Origin of the sequence: Streptomyces sp. HUAS TT7 (assembly GCF_051550175.1) — a bacterium.
In the GTDB taxonomy this organism is placed as follows: domain Bacteria; phylum Actinomycetota; class Actinomycetes; order Streptomycetales; family Streptomycetaceae; genus Streptomyces.
Map to the genome: position 1 here is coordinate 7520003 of NZ_CP196175.1, position 26214 is coordinate 7546216.

Annotated in this window: 20 protein-coding genes and 1 pseudogene; 16 read left to right on the forward strand and 5 right to left on the reverse strand. The window is 72.7% G+C overall.

What is annotated here, in order from left to right; translation table 11 throughout:
- Positions 1-94: 94 nt before the first annotated feature.
- The 3 genes from ACSHXC_RS34040 to ACSHXC_RS34050 all read left to right on the forward strand — a co-directional run bounded on the left by ACSHXC_RS34040 (position 95) and on the right by ACSHXC_RS34050 (position 3424).
- Positions 95-1114 carry a hypothetical protein gene (locus tag ACSHXC_RS34040; protein WP_438296989.1) on the forward strand — a complete coding sequence of 340 codons (1020 nt, stop codon included), beginning with the start codon at positions 95-97 and terminating at the stop codon, positions 1112-1114.
- A 144-nt stretch (positions 1115-1258) separates the two neighbouring features.
- Positions 1259-1636 (forward strand): DUF488 domain-containing protein, encoded by a 378-nt coding sequence (locus ACSHXC_RS34045; RefSeq protein WP_438295198.1) that lies wholly within the window; start codon positions 1259-1261, stop codon positions 1634-1636.
- A gap of 240 nt (positions 1637-1876) precedes the next feature.
- A complete protein-coding gene (locus ACSHXC_RS34050) occupies positions 1877-3424 on the forward strand; it encodes a bifunctional phosphatase PAP2/diacylglycerol kinase family protein (RefSeq protein ID WP_438296991.1) in 1548 nt (515 codons plus the stop codon).
- On the opposite strand, the pseudogene ACSHXC_RS34055 reads toward ACSHXC_RS34050, so the two are convergent.
- Positions 3331-3994, reverse strand: a pseudogene (locus tag ACSHXC_RS34055) (hypothetical protein); the annotation flags it as partial. The gene ACSHXC_RS34050 and the pseudogene ACSHXC_RS34055 sit on opposite strands and share 94 nt — an antisense overlap.
- 50 nt (positions 3995-4044) lie before the next feature.
- On the opposite strand from ACSHXC_RS34055, the gene ACSHXC_RS34060 reads away from it, so the two are divergent.
- The 4 genes from ACSHXC_RS34060 to rho all read left to right on the forward strand — a co-directional run bounded on the left by ACSHXC_RS34060 (position 4045) and on the right by rho (position 8822).
- Positions 4045-4791 (forward strand): AraC family transcriptional regulator, encoded by a 747-nt coding sequence (locus ACSHXC_RS34060; RefSeq protein WP_438295199.1) that lies wholly within the window; start codon positions 4045-4047, stop codon positions 4789-4791.
- Between the two features lie 29 nt (positions 4792-4820).
- A complete protein-coding gene (locus ACSHXC_RS34065) occupies positions 4821-5693 on the forward strand; it encodes a carboxymuconolactone decarboxylase family protein (RefSeq protein ID WP_438295200.1) in 873 nt (290 codons plus the stop codon).
- A 220-nt stretch (positions 5694-5913) separates the two neighbouring features.
- Positions 5914-7290: a DUF2252 domain-containing protein gene (locus ACSHXC_RS34070; protein ID WP_438295201.1), complete on the forward strand. Its 1377-nt coding sequence runs from the start codon at positions 5914-5916 to the stop codon at positions 7288-7290.
- 404 nt (positions 7291-7694) lie between these two features.
- Entirely contained in the window at positions 7695-8822 is a 1128-nt protein-coding gene (rho, locus tag ACSHXC_RS34075) for a transcription termination factor Rho (protein ID WP_438295202.1), read from the forward strand.
- A gap of 145 nt (positions 8823-8967) precedes the next feature.
- On the opposite strand, the gene ACSHXC_RS34080 is transcribed toward rho, so the two are convergent.
- Together ACSHXC_RS34080 and ACSHXC_RS34085 are read right to left on the reverse strand one after the other, a co-directional pair.
- Positions 8968-9165 carry a hypothetical protein gene (locus ACSHXC_RS34080; protein ID WP_438295203.1) on the reverse strand — a complete coding sequence of 66 codons (198 nt, stop codon included), beginning with the start codon at positions 9163-9165 and terminating at the stop codon, positions 8968-8970.
- Positions 9166-9277: 112 nt separating this feature from the next.
- Complete coding sequence (locus ACSHXC_RS34085; protein ID WP_438295204.1) at positions 9278-9697, reverse strand: CBS domain-containing protein; 420 nt, start codon at positions 9695-9697, stop codon at positions 9278-9280.
- Positions 9698-9900: 203 nt separating this feature from the next.
- On the opposite strand from ACSHXC_RS34085, the gene ACSHXC_RS34090 reads away from it, so the two are divergent.
- From ACSHXC_RS34090 to ACSHXC_RS34105, 4 genes are all read left to right on the forward strand, one after another.
- Positions 9901-11091, forward strand: a complete 1191-nt coding sequence (locus tag ACSHXC_RS34090) for an acyl-CoA dehydrogenase family protein (RefSeq protein WP_438295205.1) — start codon at positions 9901-9903, stop codon at positions 11089-11091.
- Positions 11092-11181: 90 nt separating this feature from the next.
- Positions 11182-12072 (forward strand): oxygenase MpaB family protein, encoded by an 891-nt coding sequence (locus ACSHXC_RS34095; protein ID WP_438295206.1) that lies wholly within the window; start codon positions 11182-11184, stop codon positions 12070-12072.
- 18 nt (positions 12073-12090) lie between these two features.
- Positions 12091-14283, forward strand: coding sequence for a tetratricopeptide repeat protein (locus ACSHXC_RS34100; protein WP_438295207.1), 2193 nt, complete (start codon positions 12091-12093; stop codon positions 14281-14283).
- Between the two features lie 115 nt (positions 14284-14398).
- Positions 14399-15964, forward strand: a complete 1566-nt coding sequence (locus tag ACSHXC_RS34105) for a phytoene desaturase family protein (protein ID WP_438295208.1) — start codon at positions 14399-14401, stop codon at positions 15962-15964.
- A gap of 25 nt (positions 15965-15989) precedes the next feature.
- Here the strand turns inward: ACSHXC_RS34105 and ACSHXC_RS34110 are convergent, their stop codons facing one another.
- Positions 15990-17708: a serine hydrolase gene (locus ACSHXC_RS34110; protein ID WP_438296992.1), complete on the reverse strand. Its 1719-nt coding sequence runs from the start codon at positions 17706-17708 to the stop codon at positions 15990-15992.
- A gap of 262 nt (positions 17709-17970) precedes the next feature.
- Between ACSHXC_RS34110 and ACSHXC_RS34115 the strand changes: the two genes are divergently transcribed.
- From ACSHXC_RS34115 to ACSHXC_RS34130, 4 genes are all read left to right on the forward strand, one after another.
- Positions 17971-19080 (forward strand): NAD(P)H-dependent flavin oxidoreductase, encoded by a 1110-nt coding sequence (locus ACSHXC_RS34115; RefSeq protein WP_438295209.1) that lies wholly within the window; start codon positions 17971-17973, stop codon positions 19078-19080.
- Positions 19077-20627, forward strand: coding sequence for an acyl-CoA synthetase (locus tag ACSHXC_RS34120; RefSeq protein ID WP_438295210.1), 1551 nt, complete (start codon positions 19077-19079; stop codon positions 20625-20627). The genes ACSHXC_RS34115 and ACSHXC_RS34120 overlap by 4 nt, the downstream gene beginning before the upstream one ends.
- Positions 20628-20740: 113 nt before the next feature.
- Positions 20741-21598 (forward strand): RNA polymerase sigma-70 factor, encoded by an 858-nt coding sequence (locus ACSHXC_RS34125; protein WP_438295211.1) that lies wholly within the window; start codon positions 20741-20743, stop codon positions 21596-21598.
- 68 nt (positions 21599-21666) lie between these two features.
- Positions 21667-23157 carry an acyl-CoA synthetase gene (locus ACSHXC_RS34130; protein ID WP_438295212.1) on the forward strand — a complete coding sequence of 497 codons (1491 nt, stop codon included), beginning with the start codon at positions 21667-21669 and terminating at the stop codon, positions 23155-23157.
- A gap of 22 nt (positions 23158-23179) precedes the next feature.
- Here ACSHXC_RS34130 and paaK read toward each other — a convergent pair whose 3' ends face one another.
- On the reverse strand, positions 23180-24472 hold the full coding sequence (paaK, locus tag ACSHXC_RS34135) for a phenylacetate--CoA ligase PaaK (RefSeq protein WP_438295213.1): 1293 nt from the start codon (positions 24470-24472) through the stop codon (positions 23180-23182).
- 199 nt (positions 24473-24671) lie between these two features.
- Between paaK and ACSHXC_RS34140 the strand changes: the two genes are divergently transcribed.
- A complete protein-coding gene (locus tag ACSHXC_RS34140) occupies positions 24672-26186 on the forward strand; it encodes an alpha/beta fold hydrolase (protein ID WP_438295214.1) in 1515 nt (504 codons plus the stop codon).
- Positions 26187-26214: the final 28 nt, after the last annotated feature.

A 26214-nucleotide genomic window follows, 5' to 3' on the forward strand; every position in this document is an offset into this window, starting at 1 on the left:
GGCTGGACGGGTCGCCGCGCCGGGCGACGTGCGTACCGCGTCGTCGAACCCCGCACTGCGGCACGTCCTCACGCATCTGATCACCCCGCTGCTGATGTGCCTCGGCATGGGACTCGCCTACCTGGGGGCGTTCGCCACCCCCGAGCCGCACCACCTGCCGGTCGCGGTCGTCGGGGCGGGCCCCGAGGCAAAGGTGTTCGCGCAGACGGTGAAGGACAAGGCGGGCGACAAGCTCGACGTCCGCACCGTCGCCGACCGGGCCACCGCCGTCGACCAGCTGAGGCACCGGGACATCACCGGCGCCTACGTCCTGAACGCGAAGGCTCCCGAGCTGATCGTCGCCTCGGCCGGCTCCGACATGAGCGCCACCGCCGTCACGAAGGTCTTCACCCCGGTGGCGAGCGCCCAAGGAGTGCCCCTCAAGGTCACCGACGTCGTACCGCCGGTCTCCGACGACCCGACAGGATCGGGCATCTTCTTCCTGCTCATCGCCGTGAGCATCGGCTCGTACGCCTCCGTCGCGGCGCTCGGCGCGGCCGGAGCCGGGCTCTCGCTGAAGGTGCGGGCGGCGCTGGTGACCGGGGTCTCCTTCGTGGTCTCGGTGATCGGCGCGGCCTTCGCGGGACCGCTGTTCCACCTGGTCGACCACGGCCTGTGGGGCGTGTGGGCGATGTCCTGGCTGTACTCGGCGGGCATCCTCTTCCTCGGCGCCGGGCTCCACACCTTCCTCAAGCGCTGGACCACGCTCGCCGTGATGGTGCTCTTCGTGATGCTCAACTTCACCAGCTCCGGCGGTCTGTTCCGGCCCGAGCTGCAGAACGGCTTCTTCGGCAGTCTGCACGCGTTCTGGAACGGCGCGGGGCTCGTCGAGGGCATCCGCAACCTGGTCTACTTCGGCGGCCACGGCCTCGACCGCAATGTGTGGGTGCTCGCCGCCTGGCTGGTCCTCGGCCTCGCCGTGATGGCGGTCGCGGGGCTGGCCGAACGCCGCCGGGCCCGGGCCGCTGCCTCGCCGGTCACCGCAGAAGTGGCGCCGTCCGGCGCAGTGACAGCGGCCCTTGCCGAAGAGGCCGACGAGGCCGAAGAGGAAGTCGAGGAGGCCGTCGGCGTCTGACGCCGCGCACCTCGGCATCGGACACAGGTTCTCAGGGCGGCCCGGGCGATCGGGCCGCCCTTTGCGTCGGTCGCGAAATCGGTGGGCTGTTGACAGGGTTGGGCTGTTGACAGCATGGGGCAGGCGACACCTATGGAGGCATCCATGCCGGGAAAGCGCACGATGCGGGTCCGCCGGGTCTACGACCCGCCCGAGGGCGACGACGGCGTACGCGTCCTGGTGGACCGGCTGTGGCCCAGGGGCCTGTCCAAGGAACGCGCGGCCGTCGACGAGTGGCCCAAGGAGCTCACCCCCTCGACGGAACTGCGCCGCTGGTACCACGAGGACCGCACGCGCCATGCCGAGTTCCAGGAGCGGTACGAGGCCGAACTGGCCGAGCCCGAACCGGCCCAGGCGCTCGACCGGCTGCGCGGCCTCGCCAAGAGTGACACCGTCACCCTGGTCACCGCCGTGAAGGACATCGACCACAGCCATGTGCCGACGCTGGTGGCGGCCCTGGAGCGGGGCCGCCCGTCCGGGTGAGTCCGGCGGGCGGCCCGGTGCCATCCGGGCTAGGGTCGGTCCGGCGGATCTGGTCGCCTGCGATGCGGCTCAGCTCTTCCGTCCTGGTGAGCGGGGGCCTGGTGCGTCCAGCTGCAAGGCGGAGGAGGGCGGCGACGCGGAGCGTCGGCAACCGACGACAACGCCGCAGATGGGCGTGCCAGGCCCCCGCGTCCCAGACAAGATCCGCCGGACCGACCCTAGGCAGGGGGCATGTCACCGATGTCCCGGATGGGTGCGATCGACCGCCGCTGGTTCGAGCGGGTGGCCACCGCGAAGCTGGCCGGCGCCGAGCAGGTGCTGCCCGCGCTCAGCCATGCCGCCAACCACGGGCGGCTGTGGTTCGCCGCGGCAGCCGCGCTCTCGGTGGCCGGCGGTCCCATGGCCCGCCGGGCCGCCCGGCGAGGGATCGGCGCCCTGGCGCTGGCCTCGCTCACCACCAACACCGTCGCCAAGTACGCGACCCGGCGCCGGCGCCCGGTCATCGACACCGTGCCGCTGGTGCGGCGCCTCGCGAAGCTGCCGCGCAGCACCTCGTTCCCCTCCGGGCACTCCGCGTCGGCCGCCGCCTTCGCCACCGGCGTGGCCCTGGAATCCACCCGGTACGGGGCGCTGCTCGCCCCCGTCGCCGCGGCCGTGGCGTTCTCCCGCGTCTACGTCGGCGTCCACTACCCCGGCGACGTACTGGCCGGCTGCGCGCTCGGCATGGCCGCGGCCGCCGTCACCTGCTACTGGTGGCCGCCCCGGCCGCAGCCCGTACACCCCCTGCACACCCGCGCCGCGGCGCCCGCGCTGCACCAGGGGCAGGGTCTCGTCGTGGTCGTCAACGGCGGCTCCGGCAAAGGCGTCCCGGGCCGCCTGCCCGCGCCGGAACACCTGCGCCTGCTGCTGCCCGAGGCCGAGATCGTCGAACGTGGGCCCGGCGACGACCTGGGCGCACTCCTCGACGAAGCCGTCGCCCGGGCGGGCGAGCTCTCCGGAGTGCTCGGCGTGTGCGGCGGCGACGGCACCGTGAACGCGGCCTGCGAACGTGCCGCCCGAGCCGGGCTCGCCCTCGCGGTGTTCCCCGGCGGCACCCTCAACCACTTCGCGCTCGACGCGGGCGTCGCCGCCTTCGAGGACACCGTGTACGCCGTCGAACACGGCGAGGCGATCCGCGTCGACCTGGCCCGGGCGCGCGACGACGCGGGCGGGGACGTCGCCGCCTTCCTCAACACGTTCAGCATCGGCCTCTACCCCGACCTGGTCCGCATGCGTGAAGCCATGGAGGACCGGATCGGCAAGTGGCCGGCCGCCGCCATCGCCCTCGTCCGGGTGCTGCGCACCGCCACCCCCGTACGCCTGCGCATCGACGGCCGCCCGCGGGCGCTCTGGCTGCTGTTCGCGGGCAACGGCCACTACCAGCCCGACGGGCTCGCCCCCTCGCACCGGCCCCGCCTCGACGAGGGCCTCATCGACCTGCGCACCGTCGACGCCGAGGTGCCGCTCGCCCGCACCCGCCTCGCCGTCTCCGCTCTCGCGGGCGCCCTGCGCCGCTCGCACGTCTACCGCGCCGAACGCGTACGGTCGGTGCGGCTCACCGGCCTCGACGAGGTCAACACCCTCGCGTACGACGGCGAGACCGCGGCCGCGCCGGACGCCCTGCTCCTCGACAAAGCGGACCGGGCGCTCGTCGTCTACAGCCCCGCCGAACCCCAGGACGAGATCGCCCAGCGGGCCCGCACCGCGACGGCCGCCATCGCCGCCGCGGGGGCGAAGTCGGTGTCTTGATTCCGCTCAACTGCCTTGCCGTGCAAGGGAGTTCGTGGAATCCGGTGTTGGATCCTCCGGCCCCGGCAGGTGCGGGTGAGGAGCCAGGCCAGGGCGGGGAAGGCGATCAGCGGGGCGAGCGCGGTCCCCGGCGAGGTCGCGTCCGCCGCGGCCCCGATCAGCGGGCCGGCCACCCGCCCACACTCACCGTCAGGCCGAGCGTGACCCCGCCCGCCGTGCCGATCCGGGTCGGCAGATAGTCCTGACCCAGCGTCGCCTGCCAGGAGAACGGCATATACAGCGCGGCCGAGGTCAGCGCGACGAACACGTAGAACGCCGGGCCGGGTACGAACACGACCCCGGCGCGGCGGGCACCGCGGCCGCGTACGACCCGTTCACCACCCGCACCCGGTCCCAGCGCGCCGCGAGCCTGCCACTCGCGACCGTGCCGATCGCGCCACCGGCGTACAGCACGAACAGGGCGGCGGAGCCCGCGAGTTGATCGCCGCTCACGCGCTGGCGGGCGTACAGGGCGCCGAAGGCGCTCAGGCCCACGAAGACCAGGGAGCGGCAGATCACGGCCAGGCACAGCTTCGGAACGAGACCCCCACCCTGTCCCGCTTCCGATAAATTGCCAAGCGATGCCGAAGATCCGCCACACGCCCGTCGCCCCCACCCGTGCCCAGCAGATGGCCCCGGGGGACAGCATCGACGCGCACCGGCACGACGACCACCAGATCGTCTACGCCGGCCACGGAGTCCTCGCCGTCACGACCGAGGCCGGGACGTGGGTGGCCCCCGCCACGCGCGCGATCTGGGTGCCGGCCGGGACCGTGCACTCCCACCGGGCGCACGGCAGGCTCGAACTGCACCTCATGGGCATCGCCGCCCACGAGAACCCGCTGGGCCTGGACGCCCCCACCGTGCTGATGGTCGGCCCGCTCCTTCGCGAGCTGCTTCTGGCCCACACCCGCTCGCCCGACGACGAAAGCCCCGAGGGCAAGCGGCTGCGGGCCGTGCTGCTCGACCAGCTGCGCGCCTCGCCGCAGGAGCCCGTCCATCTGCCCGCGCCCGGCGACCCCCGCCTGGTCGCGGTGTGCGCGCTGCTCGAAGCCGACCCCGCCGAGCGGCGCGGGCTCGCCGAACTCGGCGCCGAAGTGGGCGCGAGCGAGCGCACCCTCACCCGGTTGTTCCGCGCGGACCTCGGCATGACGTTCCCGCAGTGGCGCACCCAGCTCCGCCTCTACCGCGCCCTGCAACTCCTCGCCGAGGACACCCCGGTGACCGTCGTGGCCCACCGCTGCGGCTGGTCCTCCACCAGCGCGTTCATCGATGTGTTCCGCCGCGCCTTCGGCCACACACCGGGTGCGCACAGCCGCTTGCGTTAGAGCGTGCTCCAACTCGTAGCGTCTTGCACATGAACAGCGCAGAGAACGCCAAGAACGCCGTTGACGCCCGGACCGCCCAGGCCATCGAGACCGCCGGGGAGCGGTACGAGCGCGGGCTCGCCGTGCTGCGGATCGTCGGCGGCCAGGAGAACCCGGCCGTTCTGGACAGCCTGGCCGACATCGCCCCCGCCCTCGGCCACATGACCGTCGCCTTCGGATACGGCGACGTCCTGTCCCGCCCCGGACTCACCCTGCGCCAGCGGCAGATCGCCACCGTCGGCGCGCTGGCCGCCATGGGCAACGCGGCTCCCCAGCTTCGCTTCCACATCGACGGCGCGCTCAACGTCGGAGTGAGCCCGGCCGAGATCGTGGAGATCCTGATCCACACCGCCGTGTACGCGGGCTTCCCCGCCGCGCTCAACGGCATCGGCGCCGCCCGCGAGGTCTTCGAGGCCCGTCCCGACGCCGCCGCCACCCCCGTCGACACCGAGCCGCTGCCGGGCGACCGGTACGAGCGCGGGCTCGCCAAGCTGACCGAGGTCGACGGGCACGCCGGCGACCAGGTCGTCGCCTCGCTGCGGGACATCGCGCCCGATCTGGCGCGCTACATCATCGAGTTCGCCTTCGGGGACATCTACTCCCGCTCCGCGCTCGACCTGAAGTCGCGCGAACTGGCCACCATCGCCATGTGCACCGCCCTCGGCACGGCCGCGCCCCAGCTGCGCGTCCACATCCACGGCTTCCTCAACGTGGGCGGCACCCGCGAGGAGGTCGTCGAGGTCATCACGCAGATGGCCGGGTACGCGGGCTTCCCCGCGGCGATCAACGGCATCACGGCGGCGCGGGAGGTGTTCCAGGAGCGGGGTGCCTCCGGCGGTGAGGCGACGGGGCAGGCCGGCTGAGCACTCTGCAACAGCGCGGGTTGCGGAACTGCGGACCTTCGACCACGGGTCGTCGGGGGCTGGTCGCGCAGTTCCCCGCGCCCCTTGGGGCGCCGCAGGGTGGCCGACGCAGCAGGTGCCGTGGTCGCCCACCCTGGATACGCTCGGATTGCGAGCAGAAGGCGTAGGCCACGTTCCCGACCACCGCCCGCCCCGGACCGAATGCCGGAGGGTGTGACCCATGACGAGCCCGAGCCCGAGTCCCGCCGCGCGGCCCCCGATGAGCCCCGAGGAGCGGGCGCGGCACGGACGAGCCGCCCGTAAGCGGCTCTCCCGCTCCGCGCACGGCCGGTGGATCCCGGGCGCCGACCGGCCCGACCCCCTCGCGGTGCTGGGGGAGCAGGACCGGACGCGGGTGCCCGAACTGGTGCCGATCCGGTACGGGCGGATGGCCGAGAGCCCGTTCCGCTTCCTGCGCGGGTCGCCCGCAGTGATGGCCGCCGACCTCGCCGCGCAGGAGGACACCGGCCTGACCGTCCAACTCTGCGGCGACGCCCACCTGTTGAACTTCGGCGTGTTCGCCTCCCCGGAGCGTGCCCTCCTGTTCGACGTCAACGACTTCGACGAGACGTGCCCCGGCCCCTTCGAATGGGACGTCAAGCGCCTCGCCGCCAGCGTCGCCGTCGCCGCTCGCGAGAACGGGCTCCCGGACGCCGACGTCCGTGTCTCGGCGCTGGCCGCGGCGGAGGCGTACCGCCGTGGCATACGCAGGCTCGCCGCCCGGGGCGAGCTGGACGTCTGGTACGAGCACATCGACACCCGGGACATCGTGCGCCTGGTCCGCCGCACCGGCAACCACAAGGCGGCCGAGGCGGGCCTGGCCGAGGCGCGCGGGCGCACCGGCCTGCGGGCGCTCGCCAAACTCACCGAGATCCGCGACGGCCGGCGCCGCATCATCGAGGACCCGCCGCTGCTCGACCCGGTCGCCGTCCCCGATCTGGTGGCCCTGCGCAAGATCTTCAGCGACTACCGTTCGTCGCTCGCCGAGGAGCGGCGCATCCTGCTGGACCGGTACCGGTTCGTGGACGCGGCCCGCAAGGTCGTCGGGGTGGGCAGTGTGGGCACCCGCTGCTACGTCGTGCTCCTGGAGGGCCGGGACGCGGCCGACCCGCTGTTCCTGCAGATCAAGGAGGCCGAGCGGTCGGTACTCGAACCGCATCTGCCCGGCGCGGCCCACGCCCACCACGGGCACCGGGTGGTCGCCGGACAGCGCCTGATGCAGGCCGCCGGTGACATCTTCCTCGGCTGGATGACCGGGCCGCAGGGGCGGCACTTCTACTGGCGCCAGCTCCGTGACACGAAGGGCTCCGTCGACCTCGACGGGATGCCCGCGCACCTTCTGGGCGCGTACGCGGGCCTGTGCGGGACGGCCCTGGCGCGGGCCCACGCGCGGTCCGGCGACCGCATCGCGATCGCCGCCTACCTCGGCGGTTCCGACGCCTTCGAGCGGGCCGTCGCCACGTTCGCGGTGCGCTACGCCGAGCAGAACGCCGCCGATCACGCCGCCCTGGTGGCGGCCGTCGCCGACGGCACGATCGAGGCCGTCACCGGCGTCTGACGCCGACCGGGCTCAGGGGGGGGAGCCGCCGGGTCCCCGTGCCGCCGTGCTGCCGACCCGGTCGAGCCGCCGACCCCGCCGAGCCACGCGGCCTTCGGGCGTGAACCACGGCTGGAAGATCCCATCAAGCGATCAACTACCCGTCCCTGCACGGGAGTTCACCGCCCGCGGCCCTCGGCGGAGCCGCCGCGAACGGCCTCCCCGTCCCGGCCGTCGGGCGCAGCCCGAACCCGTCGGCATCGGGGAGTGCTACTCTGCCATCAGCACGTGTGTACGCCCCTTCTTCGCGGCGTCCGTGCTTGTTTCCTCCCGGTGCCGCCTCCGGCGCGGCGCCCGCTGTTCCCCTCCCGGCCGTCATACGGCCCGGACTTCTCCTGCGCCCCGTCGCGCGAAGGGACCCTCCTGTGCTCAGTACGCTCGAACACCCCACAGCCATCCACCACGACCACCCCATCGAAGCCCCGCTCGCCGGCGTCCTCGACCTCGCCGGCGGGCACGGCCGAATCCGGACCGCCGGGTACGCCCCGGCTCCGGGCGACGTGAAAGTCCCGCCCGCCCTCATCCGCCAACTCGCCCTGCGGGGCGGTGACTTCATCGAATGCGAGGGGCCGACGCCCGAGCGCGTCGTACGGGTCAACGGCCGGCCCGTCGAGGCGCTGCGCCACCGGCCGCACTTCGCCGATCTCACCCCCCTGCACCCGCGTGAGCGGCTGCGCCTGGAAACCCGGGCCGACCGGCTCGCCGGCCGCGTCGTCGACCTCGTAGCACCCGTCGGCAAGGGGCAGCGCGGCCTGATCGTCGCCCCGCCGAAGACCGGAAAGACCGTTCTGCTCAAGGAGTTGGCCCAGGCGGTCGCCCACAACCACCCCGAGTGCCACCTCATGGTGGTCCTGGTCGACGAACGGCCCGAAGAGGTCACTGACATGCGGCGCTCGGTCCACGGCGAGGTGCTCGCCTCCACCTTCGACCGGCCGCCGAAGGAGCACATCGCGCTCGCCGAACTCGCCATCGAGCGCGCCAAGCGCCTGGTCGAGCAGGGCCGCGACGTCGTCGTACTCCTCGACTCGCTCACCCGGCTGTGCCGCGCCCACAACAACGCGGCCGGACCCGGCGGACGTACCCTCAGCGGCGGAGTCGACGCCGCCGCGCTGCACGGCCCCAAGCGGCTGTTCGGTGCCGCGCGGCTCACCGAGGAGGCCGGCTCCCTCACGATCCTCGCGACCGCCCTCGTGGAGACCGGATCGCGAGGCGACGACTACTTCTTCGAGGAGCTCAAGTCCACCGGCAACATGGAGCTGCGGCTCGCCCGACCCCTCGCCGACAAGCGGCTCTTCCCGGCCGTCGACGTCACGCCCTCCGGTACGCGGCGCGAGGAACTCCTCCTGAATCCGGGGGAGTTGAGCGCCGTACGCGGTCTGCGCCGGGCGCTGCACCATCAGGACGCACACGGCGCGCTCGAAGCGCTGCTCGACAAACTCCGGCAGACCCCCGACAACGCCGCCTTCCTGCGGCAGGTCCGGCTCACCGCCTGAAGCGCCCCGGACGGCGGGCGGGAACTCCACCGGCGACGCCATGGCGACGAGCCCGCGCTGTGGAGACGAGCTCGGCCGGATCCGCCCGGGCACGCTTCATCGCCCGGCGACGCGCCCCGCGAGGCCGTCGCTCACCGGGCGGGTTTCAGGGAAGCATCTTGTCGAGGGCGGCGGGACCCTCCGCGGCCAGCTTGCGCTCGGCCCAGGCCAGATTCTGCGGGGTAACGTCCCGCCCGGACGCGAGTACGAGGTCCTCGGCGGTGACCTCGCCCCCGGATCCCGTGTGCAGCAGGGCATCGGGGGTCACGCGCTCGTGCGGGCCGGAATCGGACTGATCGTTCATGCCGCCTCCTACGTCTCTCCGGTAATGCACCATTCTCGCCCCCGCCTACCCGGACCGCATCCGGCCCACACGGCCCCGTACGCACCACGGCGCGGCAGCCCTCGCAGTCGGCTCAGGGAGCCGCGTAGACCCGGCCCGCGTACGACGAGAACGCCTCCGCGGTGAGCTTCCGGGCCAGGTCCGCCTCGGTGATCATGCCGACCGGCGTGCCGTCCTCGACCACCACGATCCGGCGGATCCGCGCCTCGCCCATCGCCTTGACCGCCAGAGCGGCGTCCGCGCCGGCGTCCACGGTGTGTACGCCGCCCTCGGCGAGGTCGCCGGCGGTCACCTTCGAGGCGTCCTTGCCCGCCGCCAGCGCCTTCACGACGATGTCCCGGTCGGTCACGATGCCGGCCAGCTCGCCGTCGCTGCCCTTGACCGCCAGCGCGCCGATCTTGTGGTCGCGCATCAACTGGGCGGCCCGGTCGAGGGTCTCGGACGCGGGGACGCAGCGTACGTCCGCGGTCATCAGGTCACGGGCAGTGGTCACTGGGGCCTCCGGTGAAGGGGTGCGGGAATCGACGGACACGCCTCGGCCATGCTCACCGGGAAACGCGGGCCCGGGCGACTGCTCGGCGCCGATCGGGTGTCGTACACCCGGTGTCCAGCGGGCGGCGCGTACGAGAGGGTTCCAGATTCTTGGAACACGTTCTACTGTGTGCGCCGCCGTACCGCGACCGTCCTGGAGGGGCCGTGCACCTCGAATACACGCCTGAGCAGCAGCAGTTGCGCACCGAGCTGCGGACCTACTTCGCCGACCTGGTGCCGGACAACGTCTACGCCCGGTACGCCGACCCGGCCGCGCAGAAGCGCTTCTACCGCGAGACCGTGCGGCGGCTCGGCGGGGACGGCTGGCTGGGGGTGGGCTGGCCCAAGGAGTACGGCGGGCGCGGGCTGAGCCCGATGGAGCAGTTCATCTTCTTCGACGAGGCCGCCCAGGCAGGGGTCCCGCTGCCGCTGATGGCGCTGAACACCGTAGGCCCGACGATCATGCAGTTCGGCACGGACGAGCAGAAGGCGTACTTCCTGCCGAAGATCCTCTCCGGCGAGATCGACTTCGCGATCGGCTACAGCGAGCCGGACGCGGGGACGGACCTCGCGGCGCTGAAGACGCGGGCGGTGCGCGAGGGCGACGCGACCACCGGCACCTACACAGTGAACGGGCAGAAGATCTGGACGACCAACGGGGACACAGCCGACTGGGTGTGGCTGGCCGTCCGCACCGACCCGGACGCCCCCGCGCACAAGGGCATCACCATGCTCCTGGTCCCGACCACCGACCCCGGCTACAGCTGCACCCTGATCAACACGCTCGCCTCGCACGACACCACGGCCAGCTACTACGAGAACATCCGGGTCCCCGTGTCGCGCCGGGTCGGCGAGGAGAACAAGGGCTGGCGACTGATCACCAACCAGCTGAACCACGAGCGGGTCACCCTGGCCGCCCACGGCACGATGGCGATCCGCGCCCTGCACGACGTCCAGCGCTGGGCGGCCGACACGAAACTCGCCGACGGCCGCCGTGTCGTCGACCTCGGCTGGGTCCGCAAGAACCTGGCCCGCACACACGCCCGCCTGGACGCGATGAAGCTGCTCAACTGGCAGATGGTCAACGCCGTCCAGGAAGGCACCCTCACCCCCCAGGACGCCTCCGCCGTGAAGGTGTACGGCTCGGAGGCCCGCCGGGACGCGTACGCCTCCTTGATGGAGATCGTGGCAGCGGCCGCCCCCATGAAGGAGGGCTCGGCGGGAACGGTCCTCCACGGCGAACTGGAACGCGGCTACCGCTCCGCGGTGATCTTCACGTTCGGGGGCGGAAACAACGAGATCCAGCGGGAGATCATCGCTTGGATCGGGCTGGGAATGCCTCGGGTGCGGCGGTAGCGTGCCCGTATCCCCTCGCCGAAGTACCAACTAACCTTCAGGTGTCACAGGCACGCCCGGCGCAGAGCGCACTCCCACCGGAGGTGGCGGATGGCGGACGCCGATGTGGGCTACTTCGGCCCCGAATCGGTCACCTGGCAGCTGCACAGCGATCCCATGATGTGGATCGCGGGGGTGCGGGCGCTCTACCTCCAGGCGCTGCACCCGCGCGCCGTGCGGGGGGTCATGCAGAACTCCGACTTCCGCAAGGACGCCTGGGGGCGGCTGATGCGTACCGCCAACTTCGTCGGGACGCTCTCGTACGGCACGAAGGAGGCGGCCGAGCAGGCCGGCGCCCGGGTCCGGCATATCCACGCCCTGCTCAAGGCGGACGACCCCGTGACGGGGGAACGGTTCGGGATCGACGACCCCGAGCTTCTTCTGTGGGTGCACTGTGCTGAGATCGACAGCTATCTCAGTGTCGGCCGGCGCTCGGGGTTCTGGCTGAGTGACGCCCAGGCCGACCGGTACGTCGGCGAACACCGGGTGGACGCCCGCCTGGTGGGGCTCGACCCGGCCGGCGTGCCCGGCACCGTCGCCGAGCTCGCCGCCTATTTCGACTCCGTACGGCCAAAGCTCGCGGTCACCGCCGACGCGCGGGACGTCGACGACTTTCTGCGCCGGCCGCCCACCCGCCCCCTCCTGATCCCGGCGCGTGAGCTCCTCTGGCGGCGCGTGGCCAGCCTCGCCTACGCCTCCCTGCCCCCGTACGCCCATGAGCTCTACGGGCGGCCCGCCCCTGCTGAGCGCACCGTGGACCGTCGGCTGACCTTCACCGGAACGGTGTTGCGCAGCATCCCGGCGACCGTGCGCTGGCAGCTTCCGCCCCGGCACATCCTGAAGGCGGTGGCCCGGCTCGGCCCCGGGTCCCGACCGGCCCCGTACACACTCCGCAGACAGGCCGCCATACTGGACGGGCCGGGGAGGGCGCATGGTCAGTGACGGGGGCGGCGGCATCAGATGGCGGACACCAGGCTGATCCACGGCCGCTACCGGCTGCTCGACCTGATCGGGCGCGGCGGCATGGGCGAGGTGTGGCGGGCCCGCGACGAATCGCTGGAGCGGCGCGTCGCGGTAAAACTGCTGAAGCCCCCGGCGCCGGGCCACGAGGAGTCGTTCACCCGGGTGCTGAGGGAGCGCTTCCGGCGCGAGGGCCGGGTCGCCGCCGCGCTCCAGCACCGGGGCGTGACCGTCGTCCACGACTTCGGGGAGTACGAGGGCGGGCTCTACCTCGTCATGGAGCTGCTGGAAGGGCGCAACCTCAGCCAGCTCCTGGACGACAACAAGCAGCATCCGCTGCCGGTGCCGGACGTCGTGGACATCGCCGAACAGGTCGCCGCGGCCCTCGCCTACACGCATCAACAGGGCATCGTCCACCGGGACCTGAAGCCCGCCAACATCATGCGGCTCGACGACGGCACCGTGAAGATCTGCGACTTCGGCATCGCCCGGCTCGGCGCCGACATCGGCTTCACCAGCCGGCTCACCGGCACCGGCATCGCCATGGGCACCCCGCACTACATGTCGCCGGAGCAGATCGGCGGCACCGAGGTCGACCACCGCAGCGACCTCTACTCGCTCGGCTGCGTGCTGTACGAGCTGTGCACCGGCGCGCCGCCGTTCGACCTGGACGACGCCTGGGCGGTGCTCGTCGGCCACCGCGACACCCCGCCCCGGCCGCCGCGCGAGCACCGCGCCGAACTTCCCGCGTTCCTCGAACGGGCCGTCCTCGCCCTGCTGGCCAAGGAGCCCGACCAACGCCCCGATGACGCAGGGGAGTTGGGGCGCATGCTCACCGCGGGCCGAGGCGCGCCGCGCCCCCTCGCCGACCCCGTACCGCTGCCCCCGCGCCACGCGCCCCGGCTGCCGTCCTGGACGAAGGGGATGACCACCGGCCACAAGGCGACCCGCACGTTCACCCCGGTCACCCCGCCCGACCCCACCGCGGGCCTCACCGGCGAATGGACCGCCCCGCGCGCCCCCGCCCCGCGGGAGCCGGACCGGCCGACCCCGCCGCCGGACGTCCTCGCCGACCTGAACCGCCGCCACGACGCGGCGCTCGAACTCGGCCGGTCCGGCCGCTGGGCGGAGGCGGGTGAGGCACAGCGGGCGGTCGCCGCCGAGCGCGCCCGTGTCCTGGGGCCCGAGCACCCCGACACGCTCTCCAGCCGTTACGAAGTGGGCTTCGCGCTCAGCCGGACGGGCCGCGCGGCCGAGGCGCTGCGCGCATTCGGCACGGTCGCCGACGGCAGAGCCCGCTCGCTCGGGCCCGACCACCCCGACACCCTCGACGCGCGCCAGGAGACCGCGTACGTCCTCGGGCGCCTTGGCCGCCACTTCGAGGCGCACCGGACATACGTCACGGTCCTGGCGGCCCGCGAGCGCACCCAGGGGGCGGAAGCCCCGGACGCCCTGCGCTGCCGGCACAACCTCGCCGTCAACCTCGGCAGGCTCGGCCGACTGGAGGACTCCTGCACGCTGGCCCAGGACGTGGCCGCCGCGCGGACCCGGGTGCTCGGCGCGGGACACCCCGACACGCTGGTCACGCGGTACGAAGTGGCGTACGCGCTCGGCCTGTTGGGGCGCTGGATAGAGGCGCTCGCCACCTACCGCGAGGTGGCCCGGGGACGGGCCGCGGCGCTCGGGTCCGACCATCCGGACACCCTCGCGGCCCGCTACGAGATCGGCATCGGCCTCGGCCGGCTCGGGCGCAGCCCCGAGGCCTTGGAGCTGTACCGCGACCTCGTCGAGGACCGGCTGCGGGTCGGCGGCCCCGAGGACCCCGAGACGCTGCGCGCCCGGCACGGCCTCGGCGTCAACCTCGGGCGGCTCGCCCGCTGGGAGGAGGCCCTCCAGGAGGCGCGCGAGGTGTGCGCCCTGCGCGAGCGGGTGCTCGGGTCCGACCACCCCGACACCCTGATCAGCCGCCGCGAGATCGCCGTGGGCCTGGGCTGGCTGGGGCGCTGGCCCAAGGCGCTCGACGTCTACCGCCACATCGCCGAAACCCGCGAGCGCACCCTGGGCGCAGCCCACCCGGACACGCTGGCCGCCCGCAACGACGAGGCCCAGTGCCTGGAACAACTGGGCCGGGCGGCGGAGGCGGTGGAGCTGTACCGCAGGGTGGCGGCACGGCGGCAAGGGGGCGGGCGCTGAGCCCGGGCGGATCGGGGTTCTTGCACCCCACGCGGCGAGGACGGATGGCGAGGCCGTCCGGCCCGTCCGGCCCGGGACGGGTTCCCCCGCCGATCATCCCGTGTTACCAAGAGGCATGCCCGCACGCACCGCGTTCGCCCGTGACCTGTACGACGCCGTCATCGTCGGGGGCGGCCACAACGGTCTGGTCGCCGCCGCCTACCTGGCCCGCGCCGGAAAGTCCGTCCTCGTCCTCGAACGGCTCGGCCGCACCGGCGGCGCCGCCGTCTCGACCCGCCCCTTCGCGGGCGTGGACGCCCGGCTCTCGCGCTACTCCTACCTGGTCTCCCTCCTGCCGAAGAAGATCGTCGACGACCTGGGGCTCGACTTCGCGGTCCGCAAGCGGACGATCTCCTCGTACACGCCGACCGTCCGCGACGGGCGCCCCGGCGGCCTCCTGGTCGGCGGCGGCCCGGACCGTACCGCCGCCTCGTTCCGTCAACTGACCGGATCCGACGCCGAGTTCACGGCCTGGCAGGCCTTCTACGAGACCACGCGACAGGTCGCCGAACGGGTCTTCCCCACCCTCACCGAGCCGCTGCCCACCGCGGCCGCGCTGCGTGAGCGGGTCGCGGACGACGAAGCGTGGCGGATGCTCTTCGAGGAGCCCATCGGCGTCGCCGTGGAGGACCGCTTCACCGACGACCTCGTCCGCGGCGTCGTCCTCACCGACGCCCTGATCGGCACGTTCGCCGACGCCCACGACCCCTCGCTCGCCCAGAACCGCTGCTTCCTCTACCACGTGATCGGGCAGGGCACCGGCGACTGGGACGTCCCGGTCGGCGGCATGGGCGCCCTCACCGACGCGCTGGCCCGGGCCGCGCGGGCGGCCGGGGCGGAGATCGCCACCGGGCACGAGGTGACCGCGATCCGCACCGACGGCACCGAGGCCGAGATCGCCTACGCCACCGCCGAGGCGTCCGGCACGGTGGCCGCCCGCCACGTCCTGGTGAACGCCTCGCCGCAAGCGCTGGCCGAGCTCCTCGGCGACACCCCGCCCGAGTCCGCGGAGGGTGCCCAGCTGAAGGTCAACATGCTGCTCAAGCGGCTGCCCCGGCTCCGCGACACCTCCGTCGACCCGCGCGAGGCCTTCGCCGGAACCTTCCACATCGCCGAGGGATACGGCCAGTTGGCGACCGCGTACGCCGAGGCGGCGCGTGGCGAGCTGCCGTCCGCCCCGCCCTCGGAGATCTACTGCCACTCGCTGACCGACCCCTCGATCCTGGGCCCCGAACTCGCGGCCCAGGGCTACCAGACCCTCACCCTGTTCGGCCTGCACACCCCGGCCCGCCTGTTCGCCGACGACAACGACAAGGCCCGCGAACAACTGCTCGCCGCGACCCTCGCCCAACTGGACGCCCACCTCGACGAACCCCTCGCCGACTGCCTGGCCCCGGACGCCGACGGCCGACCCTGCATCGAGGCCAAGACCCCCCTCGACCTGGAGCGCGACCTTCGGCTGCCCGGCGGCAACATCTTCCACCGGGCCCTCGCGTTCCCCTACGCCGACGACTCGACGGGCCGCTGGGGCGTCGAAACCGGCCTCGCGAACGTGCTGCTCTGCGGGGCCGGCGCCGTACGCGGCGGCGGCGTGAGCGGCATCCCGGGCCACAACGCGGCGATGGCGGTGCTGGGTCAGTAGGGCGCCGGTCCCCTGATGAATCCGCTCAGTCGGGAGACTTCTCCCAGCCCGATGCCTCGATCCGCGCGGCGTCGTCCCCCCGCGCCTCGTCGAAAAGCACCCGCCGCTCCTCGGTGACCCGCAGCCCGTCGACGTACACCCCTCGGCCGACGTACAGCCGGCCCGTCGTGTACCGCCAGCGCAGCCGCACGGGCCGGCCGCGCCAGGCGGCGAGGTCCGCCGTGGCCTCGTGCCAGACCCGCCCGGACCACCCCGTCACCGCCCCGGCCGGGTGCTCCACGGCCCCTTCCCCCGGGCGTACGGTCGTGAACGGCACGGGCCGCCAGGTCGACCCCGCGTCCGCCGAGGCTTCGAGGGCGGCCGTGCCCACGCCCGGCTCGGTGTCCCACCACAGGGCGCAGCTCAGCCGGGCCCGGCCGGAGGGGAGGGGCAGCTCGGGGAGCGTGAGCATGGCGCTCGTGCCGCGCGCCATGCCCGCGAACCAGGACGTGCCGCCGTGCGCGGGGCGGACCGCCACGGCCCGCGCCAGGGCGTTGCCCGCGGCCACGCGCGGCGCGGACCCGGACCGCCACGTACGCACCGGATGAACGGAGTTGGCGAGCAGGACGAGGAACGTGTCGGTGCTCGGGTCGATGACGATGCTCGTGCCGGTGAACCCGGTGTGCCCCGCGCTGCGCGGCGTCGCCATGGCGCCCATGTACCAGTGCTGGTAGAGCTCGAAGCCGAGCCCGTGCTCATGGCCGGGGAAGGCCGTGTTGAAGTCCCGGAACAGCAGGTCCACGGAGGCGGGCGTCAGGATCCGGGTCCGGCCGTAGGCGCCGCCGTTCAAGAGCGTACGGGCGAGGACCGCGAGGTCCCAGGCGCAGGAGAAGACCCCGGCGTGGCCCGCGACACCGCCGAGGCAGTACGCGTTCTCGTCGTGCACCTCGCCCCATACCAGGCCCCGGTCGATCCCGGACCACGGCTTGCGGGCGTCCTCGGTCGCGGCGATCTTCGGCTTCCAGGAGGCGGGCGGGTTGTAGCGGGTGCGGTGCATCCCGAGTGGAGCAGTGATCTCGTCGTGGAGCAGTGCATCCAGCGGGCGACCGGTGATCCTCTCCAGGACCCGTTGCAGGGAGATCAGATTGAGGTCGGAGTAGAGGTAGGTGCTGCCGGGCGGGCTCGCCGGGGCCTCGTTCCAGATGAGCTCCAGTTTCTCCTCGTACGTCGGCGCCCCGTAGAGCGGGAGCCAGTCGCGGAACCCCGAGGTGTGGGTGAGCAACTGCCGTACGGTGACGGCCTGTTTGCCCGCCGCCCCGAACTCCGGCAGGTACGAGGCGACCGTCCGGTCGAGGTCCAGCGCGCCGCGCTCGATCTGCTGGACGGCGAGCAGCGAGGTGAACAGCTTGGAGAGCGAGGCGAGGTCGTACACCGTGTCCTCGGCCGTCGCGATCCGCCGCTCGGGCGGCAACTCCACCGCCCGGTCGCTCTTCTCGTCGTACGCCGCGTAGCGCACCGCGCTGCCGATCGGGTGGTGCAGCGCCACCGTGCCGCCCCTCCCCGCGAGCAGCACGGCCCCGGCGTACCAGGGGTGCTCGGGGGAGGATTCGAGGAACTTCTCCGCGTCCTCGACCAGGCGGTCCAAGTGGTCGGGCAGCAGCCCGGCCTCCTCGGCGGATCCGCGGTGCAGTGTCCTGCCGCGCCCCGCCGCGATCGCCTCACCGCCCGGCAACGAGCCCACCACCAGCGCACCTCCCAGGGCCATGGCCGCACCGGCCAGCCGTCGCCTGCTCACGCCCCGGACTTCCTCAGCCACCGGCACGCACCCCTTCCCGCCGCGCCTTCGGCGACGCGGACTCCGGCGTTCTGAAAGTATCTTTCGCGATCACGCCGAACGACAGAAACTTTCTTCCATGGGCTCGCCCGTGTCAATGAGGCGGTGAGCCGCCGCAGTGCACGGCAAAGAATCTGACGCAGCATCAGAAAATCTCTTCCCTCGTCGCCCCGGCTGCGGCATTCTGCGCCCCATGCAGACGGAGCTGAGCAAGAGACTGGGAGTCGAGCACGCCGTCTTCGGCTTCACGCCGTTCCCGGCGGTGGCCGCGGCCATCACGCGGGCCGGCGGATTCGGTGTGCTCGGCGCGGTCCGCTACACGGCGCCCGACGACCTCGCGCGCGACCTCGACTGGATGCAGGACCACACCGACGGGCTGCCGTACGGGCTCGACGTGGTGATGCCCGCCAAGAAGGTCGGAGGGGTCGGCGAGGCCGAGATCGAGGCCATGATCCCCGAGGGGCACCGCCAGTTCGTGCGGGAGACCCTCGCCAAGCACGGGGTGCCCGAGCTCGCCGAGGGCGAGGCGTCCGGCTGGCGCATCACCGGCTGGATGGAGCAGGTGGCCCGCAACCAGCTCGACGTCGCCTTCGACTACCCGATCAAGCTGCTCGCCAACGCGCTCGGTTCACCGCCCGCCGATGTCGTCCAACGCGCCCACGACCAGGGGGTGCTCGTCGCCGCGCTCGCGGGCAGCGCCCGGCACGCCCGACACCACGCGGACGCCGGCATCGACATCGTCGTCGCCCAGGGCTACGAGGCCGGCGGGCACACCGGGGAGATCGCCACCATGGTGCTGGTCCCCGAAGTCGTCGACGCCGTCGGCCCGTTGCCGGTCCTCGCGGCCGGGGGCATAGGCAGCGGCGAGCAGATCGCCGCCGGGCTCGCGCTCGGCGCCCAGGGTGTCTGGCTCGGCTCGCTCTGGCTCACCACCACCGAGGCCGAACTCCACTCCCGCGCGCTGACCCGGAAGCTCCTCGCGGCCGGCTCCGGTGACACCGTCCGCTCCCGCGCGCTCACCGGAAAGCCCGCCCGCCAGCTGCGTACCGAATGGACCGACGCCTGGGACGACCCGGCCGGACCCGGCACCCTGCCCATGCCGCTCCAGGGCCTGCTCGTCGCCGAGGCCGTGTCCCGCATCCAGAAGTACGAGGTGGAGCCGCTGCTCGGCACGCCCGTCGGCCAGATCGTCGGGAGGATGACCGCCGAACGCAGCGTCCGGGAAACCTTCGACGAGCTCACGCGCGGCTTCGAGCGCGCCATCGACCGCATCAACCGCATCGCCGGGAGGGACGCCCGATGAACCAGCCGCCCAACGGCTTCTGGGCCCAGGCCGCCGCCGACCCCGACCGCCCGGTCCTCGTCGCACCGGACGGCGAGGAGTGGACCGCGGGCCGTCTGCACGGCGCCGTCAACCAGCTCGTGCACGGACTGCGGGCGGCGGGCCTGGAGCGCGGTGACGCCTTCGCGGTGGTGCTGCCCAACGGGGTCGAGTTCTTCACGGCCTATCTCGCCGCCTCCCAGGGCGGGTTCTACCTCGTGCCGGTCAACCACCATCTCGTCGGCCCGGAGATCGCCTGGATCGTCGCCGACTCGGGCGCCAAGGTCCTCGTCGCGCACGAGCGGTTCGCCGCCGCGGCCACCGCCGCGGCCGACGAGGCCGAGCTGCCCGCCTCGCACCGCTACGCCGTCGGCACGATCGCGGGCTTCGCGCCGTACGCCCAACTCCTGGACGGACAGCCCGAGTCGGTGCCCGGTGACCGCACACTCGGCTGGGTCATGAACTACACCTCCGGCACCACCGGACGCCCGCGCGGCATCCGGCGCCCGTTGCCCGGAAAGCCGCCCGAGGAGACGTACCTCGGAGGCTTCCTCGCCATCTTCGGCATCAAGCCGTTCGACGACAACGTCCATCTGGTGTGCTCGCCGCTCTACCACACGGCCGTCCTCCAATTCGCGGGCGCCTCCCTGCACATCGGGCACCGCATCGTCCTCATGGACAAGTGGACGCCCGAGGACATGCTGCGCCTCATCGACGCACACGCCTGCACGCACACCCATATGGTGCCGACCCAGTTCCACCGGCTGCTCTCGCTGCCCGGCGAGGTGAAGGCGCGGTACGACGTCTCGTCGATGCGGCACGCCATCCATGGCGCCGCGCCCTGCCCCGACCACGTCAAACGCGCCATGATCGACTGGTGGGGGAGCTGTGTCGAGGAGTACTACGCGGCCAGCGAGGGCGGCGGCGCCTTCGCCACCGCCGAGGACTGGCTGAAGAAGCCCGGCACGGTCGGCAAGGCCTGGCCCATCAGCGAGCTGGCGGTCTTCGACGACAACCAAGTGCGGCTGCCCGCAGGGGAGTTGGGCACGGTGTACATGAAGATGTCGACCGGCGGCTTCAGCTACCACAAGGACGAGGGCAAGACGAAGAAGAACCGCATCGGCGACTTCTTCACCGTCGGCGACCTCGGCTACCTCGACGAGGACGGCTACCTCTTCCTCCGCGACCGCAAGATCGACATGATCATCTCGGGCGGCGTCAACATCTACCCGGCCGAGATCGAGGCCGCCCTCCTGACCCACCCGGCCGTCGCCGACGCCGCCGCCTTCGGCATTCCGCACGCCGACTGGGGCGAGGAGGTGAAGGCCGTCGTCGAAGTCGCCGAGGGGCACGAGGCGGGCGACGCCCTCGCGACCGGCATACTCGCCCACTGTGCACGCCAGTTGGCCGGATACAAGCGCCCCAAGACCGTCGACTTCATCGAGACGATGCCGCGCGACCCGAACGGCAAGCTCTACAAGCGCCGGCTGCGCGAACCGTACTGGGAGGGCCACGAGCGCGCGATGTGACCCGGCGGACATCTGCCCGGCCCCGCTGGCGCCCCGGCCCGCCGTCGAGTTGAATGACGCGGCAGCCGCCGGGGCGCTGGCCGGCGGCACCGCACGGGGAGGTGGCACACGTCATGACGGAGCACGCCGAGGAGTTCGAGGACCACCGGCAGGTGCTGCTCGGGCTCGCCTACCGCCTGCTCGGTTCCGTGTGGGACGCCGAGGACGTCGTCCAGGACGCCTATCTGCGCTGGAGCCGGGTCGACCGCGACGGGATCAGGGACGCGCGCGGCTTCCTCATCACCGTCGTCTCCCGGCTCGCCATCGACCAGCTGCGCTCCGCGCGGGTGACCCGCGAGGCCTACGTCGGGCCGTGGCTCCCCGAGCCCGTCGCCACCGACGTGCTCGGCCCGCTGGACACGGCCGAGCTGCGCGACACCGTCGCCTACGCCACCGTCCACCTCATGGAACGCCTCTCGCCGCCGGAGCGCGCCGTGTTCGTGCTGCGCGAGGCCTTCCAGCTGCCGTACGAGGAGATCGCGGGCGTCGTCGACGCGAGCGTCGCCAACTGCCGCCAGATGTACAGCAGGGCCGGCCGCCACCTCGCCGCCGGCCGGGACCGCTTCCCGCTCTCCGACGACGAACACGCCAAGCTGCTCAGCCGCTTCCTCGACGCGGCCGCGGGCGGCGACCTGAGCGCGCTCGCCGAACTGCTCGCCGAGGACGTCGTGGCCTGGAGCGACGGCGGCGGCAAGGTCAGGGCCGCGCTGCGTCCGGTCATGGGCCGGGGGAAGGTGCTCGCCTTCCTCACCGGCCTGCTCAACCGGTACCCGCTGGAGAGCTTCGAGCTCGTCGACATCAACGGCGGCCCGGCCCTGTCGATCACCGCGGATGGCCAGCGCCAGATCGGCCTGATCGCCTTCCGCGACGGACTCATCGGCACCATCTACTCGATCCGCAACCCCGACAAGCTCACCCATCTGACGTCCTAGGAACGCTGTTCGGCGGGGAATGGGGCCCATATCTTGACCCCGCCGGGCGGGCCGCCCAGGATCCAGCCATGGAAGAGGTACGCAGCAGCACCGTCGACGGCATCGTGCGCCGCAGCGCCCGCCGCACCCCCGACCGCACCGCCGTCCGGTACGCGGACCGCGCCTGGAGCTATGCCGAACTGGACGCGGCCGTCTCCACCGCGGCCGCCGTCCTCGCCTCCCGGGGGCTGAGCAAGGGCGACCGGGTCGCCGCCTACGGCCACAACTCGGACGCGTACCTCATCGCGTTCCTCGCCTGCGCCCGCGCCGGGTTCATCCATGTGCCGGTCAACCAGCACCTCACCGGCGCGGACCTGGCCTACATCCTGGAGCAGTCCGGCGCCGCCCTCGTCCTCGCCGACCCCGCGCTCGGTGACCGGGTGCCCGACGGCTTCCCGGTGCTTGCCCTGCGCGACGGCGAAGGCTCGCTCCTCGCGGCCCTGGCCGAGCCGCTCCCGTACGAGCCCGACGGCGAGCGGCGCGATGTGGTCCAGCTGCTCTACACCTCCGGCACCACCGCGCTGCCCAAGGGCGCGATGATGACCCACCGGGCCCTCGTCCACGAGTACGTCTCCGCCATCACGGCGCTCGACCTGCGCGAGAGCGACCGGCCCGTGCACTCGCTGCCGCTCTACCACTCGGCGCAGATGCACGTCTTCCTGCTGCCCTACCTCGCGGTGGGAGCGGAGAACACCATCCTGGACGCGCCGGACGCGGGCCGGATCTTCGACCTGGTGGAGGCGGGCCGCGCCGACTCGCTGTTCGCGCCGCCCACGGTGTGGATCGGCCTCGCGGGTCATCCGGAGTTCGCCACGCGCGACCTGAGCGGTCTGCGCAAGGCGTACTACGGGGCGTCGATCATGCCGGTGCCGGTCCTGGAGCGGCTGCGCGAACGGCTGCCGGGGCTCGCCTTCTACAACTGCTTCGGGCAGAGCGAGATCGGCCCGCTCGCCACCGTGCTCGGGCCCGAGGAGCACGAGGGGCGGATGGACTCGTGCGGGCGGCCCGTGCTGTTCGTCGAGGCGAAGGTCGTCGACGAGAGCGGCAAGGAGGTGCCCGACGGCACGGCGGGCGAAGTGGTCTACCGCTCCCCGCAGTTGTGCGGGGGCTACTGGGACAAGCCCGCAGAGACCGAGGAGGCCTTCCGCGACGGCTGGTTCCACTCCGGCGATCTCGCGGTGCGCGACAGCGAGGGCTACTTCACCGTCGTCGACCGGGTCAAGGACGTCATCAACTCCGGCGGCGTACTCATCGCCTCGCGCCAGGTCGAGGACGCGCTGTACGCCCACCCGGCGGTCGCCGAGGCCGCGGTCGTGGGCCTGCCCGACGAGCGCTGGATCGAGGCGGTCACCGCGTTCGTCGTACGGCGCGACGAGGTGGACGAGGCCCAACTCATCGACCACGCACGGGAGTTGCTCGCCCATTTCAAGGCCCCCAAGCGGGTCCTGTTCGTCGACGAGCTGCCGAGGAACGCGAGCGGGAAGATCCTGAAGCGGGAGCTGCGCGAGCGGTTCGCGTGAACACCCGGTGGCCGGGGCGGGTTCAGTGTCTTCCCGGCCGCAGGTCGACGATCCGCTTGAACTTGCCCACCGAGCGCTCGATGGTCTCGGGGTCGACGATCTCCACCGCCACGGACACGCCGATCCCGTCCTTGACCGCCGCGACGATCGAACGCGCCGCGGCGTCGCGCTGCTCCGGCGGCGTGTCCGCCCGGGCCTCCACCCGCACCGTCAGCGCGTCGAGCCGGCCCTCACGGGTCAGCCGCAGCTGGAAGTGCGGGGCGAGGCCGGGCGTACGCAGCACGATCTCCTCGATCTGGGTGGGGAAGAGGTTCACCCCGCGCAGGATGACCAGGTCGTCGCTGCGCCCGGTCACCTTCTCCATCCGCCGGAACACCCGGGCCGTGCCGGGCAGCAGCCGCGTCAGGTCCCGGGTCCGGTAGCGGATCACCGGCATCGCTTCCTTGGTGAGCGAGGTGAAGACGAGCTCGCCCCGCTCCCCGTCCGGGAGGACCTCGCCGGTGAGCGGGTCCACGATCTCGGGGTAGAAGTGGTCCTCCCAGATGTGCAGCCCGTCCTTGGTCTCCACGCACTCCTGCGCGACGCCCGGGCCCATGACCTCCGAAAGCCCGTAGATGTCGACCGCGTCGATCGCGAACCGCTCCTCGATCTCGCGGCGCATCTCCTCGGTCCACGGCTCGGCCCCGAAGATGCCGACCCTGAGCGAGGTCGTACGGGGGTCGACGCCCTGGCGCTCGAACTCGTCGAGCAGCGTCAGCATGTAGGACGGGGTCACCATGATGATCTCGGGGCGGAAGTCCTGGATGAGCTGTACCTGACGGGCCGTCATGCCACCGGAGGCGGGAATCACCGTACAGCCCAGCCGCTCGGCCCCGTAGTGCGCGCCGAGGCCGCCGGTGAACAGGCCGTATCCGTACGCCACATGGACCTTGTGGCCGGGCCGGCCGCCCGCCGCGCGGATCGAGCGGGCCACCACGTCCGCCCAGGTGTCCAGGTCCCGCTGGGTGTAGCCGACGACGGTCGGCCGGCCCGTCGTGCCGCTGGAGGCGTGGATGCGGCGGATGTCGGTCTCCGGGACCGCGAACATCCCGAACGGGTAGTGGTCGCGAAGATCGGACTTGGCGGTGAACGGGAAACGGGCGAGGTCCGCGAGCGAGCGGCAGTCCTCCGGGTGGACGCCGGCCTTGTCGAACGCCTCCCGATAGAACCCGACGTGGTCGTACGCATGCCGCAGCGAGGCCCGCAACCGGTCGAGCTGCAAGGCTTCGAGCTCCGGTCGGCCCATCCGCTCCGCCTCGTCCGGCTCCGCTGCCATCGTTGCGCTCCCGTCCTCGCTCCGCCCCCGAGAGGGCGACGAAATCGGACGACCGATCATTCGGTCGACCCGTGTCGGATCAGTAATTCAGCAGCCCGAGGGGTGCGTCAAGGTCTGTGGACAACTCGATGGGCGGTCCGTTCGTGCTGTCGGCGAAACCCATTGCCTTGATCATCGGGGTGCTGTGAGGATCGGCCGCATGCCGATGTTCACGACCTACGACGGAACGCGACTCGCCTACCACCTGCGCGGCGAGGGCGAACCGCTGCTCTGCATACCGGGCGGCGCGATGCGTGCCTCGGAGTACCTCGGGGACCTCGGCGGGCTCACCGCCCACCGACAGCTGGTCCTGCTCGACCTGCGCGGCACGGGGGACTCGGCGGTGCCCGGTGACCCGGCGTCGTACCGCTGCGACCGCCAGGTGGCCGACGTCGAGGCGCTGCGCGCGCACCTCGGCCTCGACCGGATCGATCTGCTCGGGCACTCCGCCGGCGGGAACCTTGCGACGCTGTACGCGGCCGCTCACCCTGAACGCATCGGCAGCCTCGTGCTGATCACGCCGTCCCCGTGGGCCCTCGGCATGCCGCCCACGCCCGAGGAGCGGCTCGCCGCGGCGCGGCTGCGCAGGGACGAGCCGTGGTTCGAGGAGGCGTACGCGTCCTATGCGGCGGCGCTGGCGGGACGCGAGCCGCAGACGGACTTTGATGCGCTCCTCTACGGCCGGTGGGACGCCGAGGCCAGGGCTCACGCCGCTGAGGGGGAGCGGCAGTACAACGAAGAGGCGGCGGGCATCTACGGCAGCGACGGCGCGTTCGAGCCTGCTGCCACCCGCGCGGCCCTGGCCCGGCTCGACGCCCCCGTACTGCTGCTGGCCGGTGAGCTCGACGGCGGGCCCTGCCCCGACCTCGCGGCCAGGGCCGCAGCCTGCTTCGCCGACGGCGACCTCCAGGTGCAGCCGGGCGCCGGGCACTATCCGTGGATCGACGACGCCGAAGCCTTCGTCCGTACCGTCGCCGCCTTCCTCGACCCGGCCGCGCGCGCGGTCACCGTCGACGGCGTCCGGCTCGCCTACCGCGTGCGGGGTGCCGAGTCGGCGCCGCCCGTCGTTCTCGTGCACGGCCGCGGCGGCGACAGCCGGGACTGGGCCCGGATCGCCGAACGGCTCGCGGTCACCCGCCGGGTGTACGCCGTCGACCTGCGGGGCCACGGCCTGAGCGACTGGCCGGGCGGCTATTCCTTCGAGGCGTTCCGCGACGATCTGCGGGGCTTCATCATCGAACTGGGCCTGGCCGGCACCGACGTGGTCGGTCACTCCATGGGTGGCGCTGCCGCCGCGCTGCTCGCCGAGGACGAGCCGGGTCTGATCGGCCGCCTCGTCCTGGAGGAGGCCCCGCCGTTCTTCCCCCTGGACCCGCCGCGCGGACCTGCCGAACGTCCCGCAGGGCGGCTCGGCTTCGACTGGCCCGTCATCGCGGCGACCGACGCCCAGCTGAACGACCCCGACCCCGCCTGGCGCGGCCGGTTCGCCGCGATCGCGGTGCCCACGCTGGTCGTCGCGGGCGGCCCGGCAAGCCACATCGACCAGAAGAAGCTGGCCTGGATGGCCTCGCGGATACCGGGCGCCCGCCTGGTCACCATCGACGCGGGCCACCTCGTGCACACCGAGCGCCCCGATGAATTCCTGGGCGCTCTCGGGGAGTTCGGCATCGGGTGAGCGGCCCGCCTCCTCAGTCGGCGTCCGC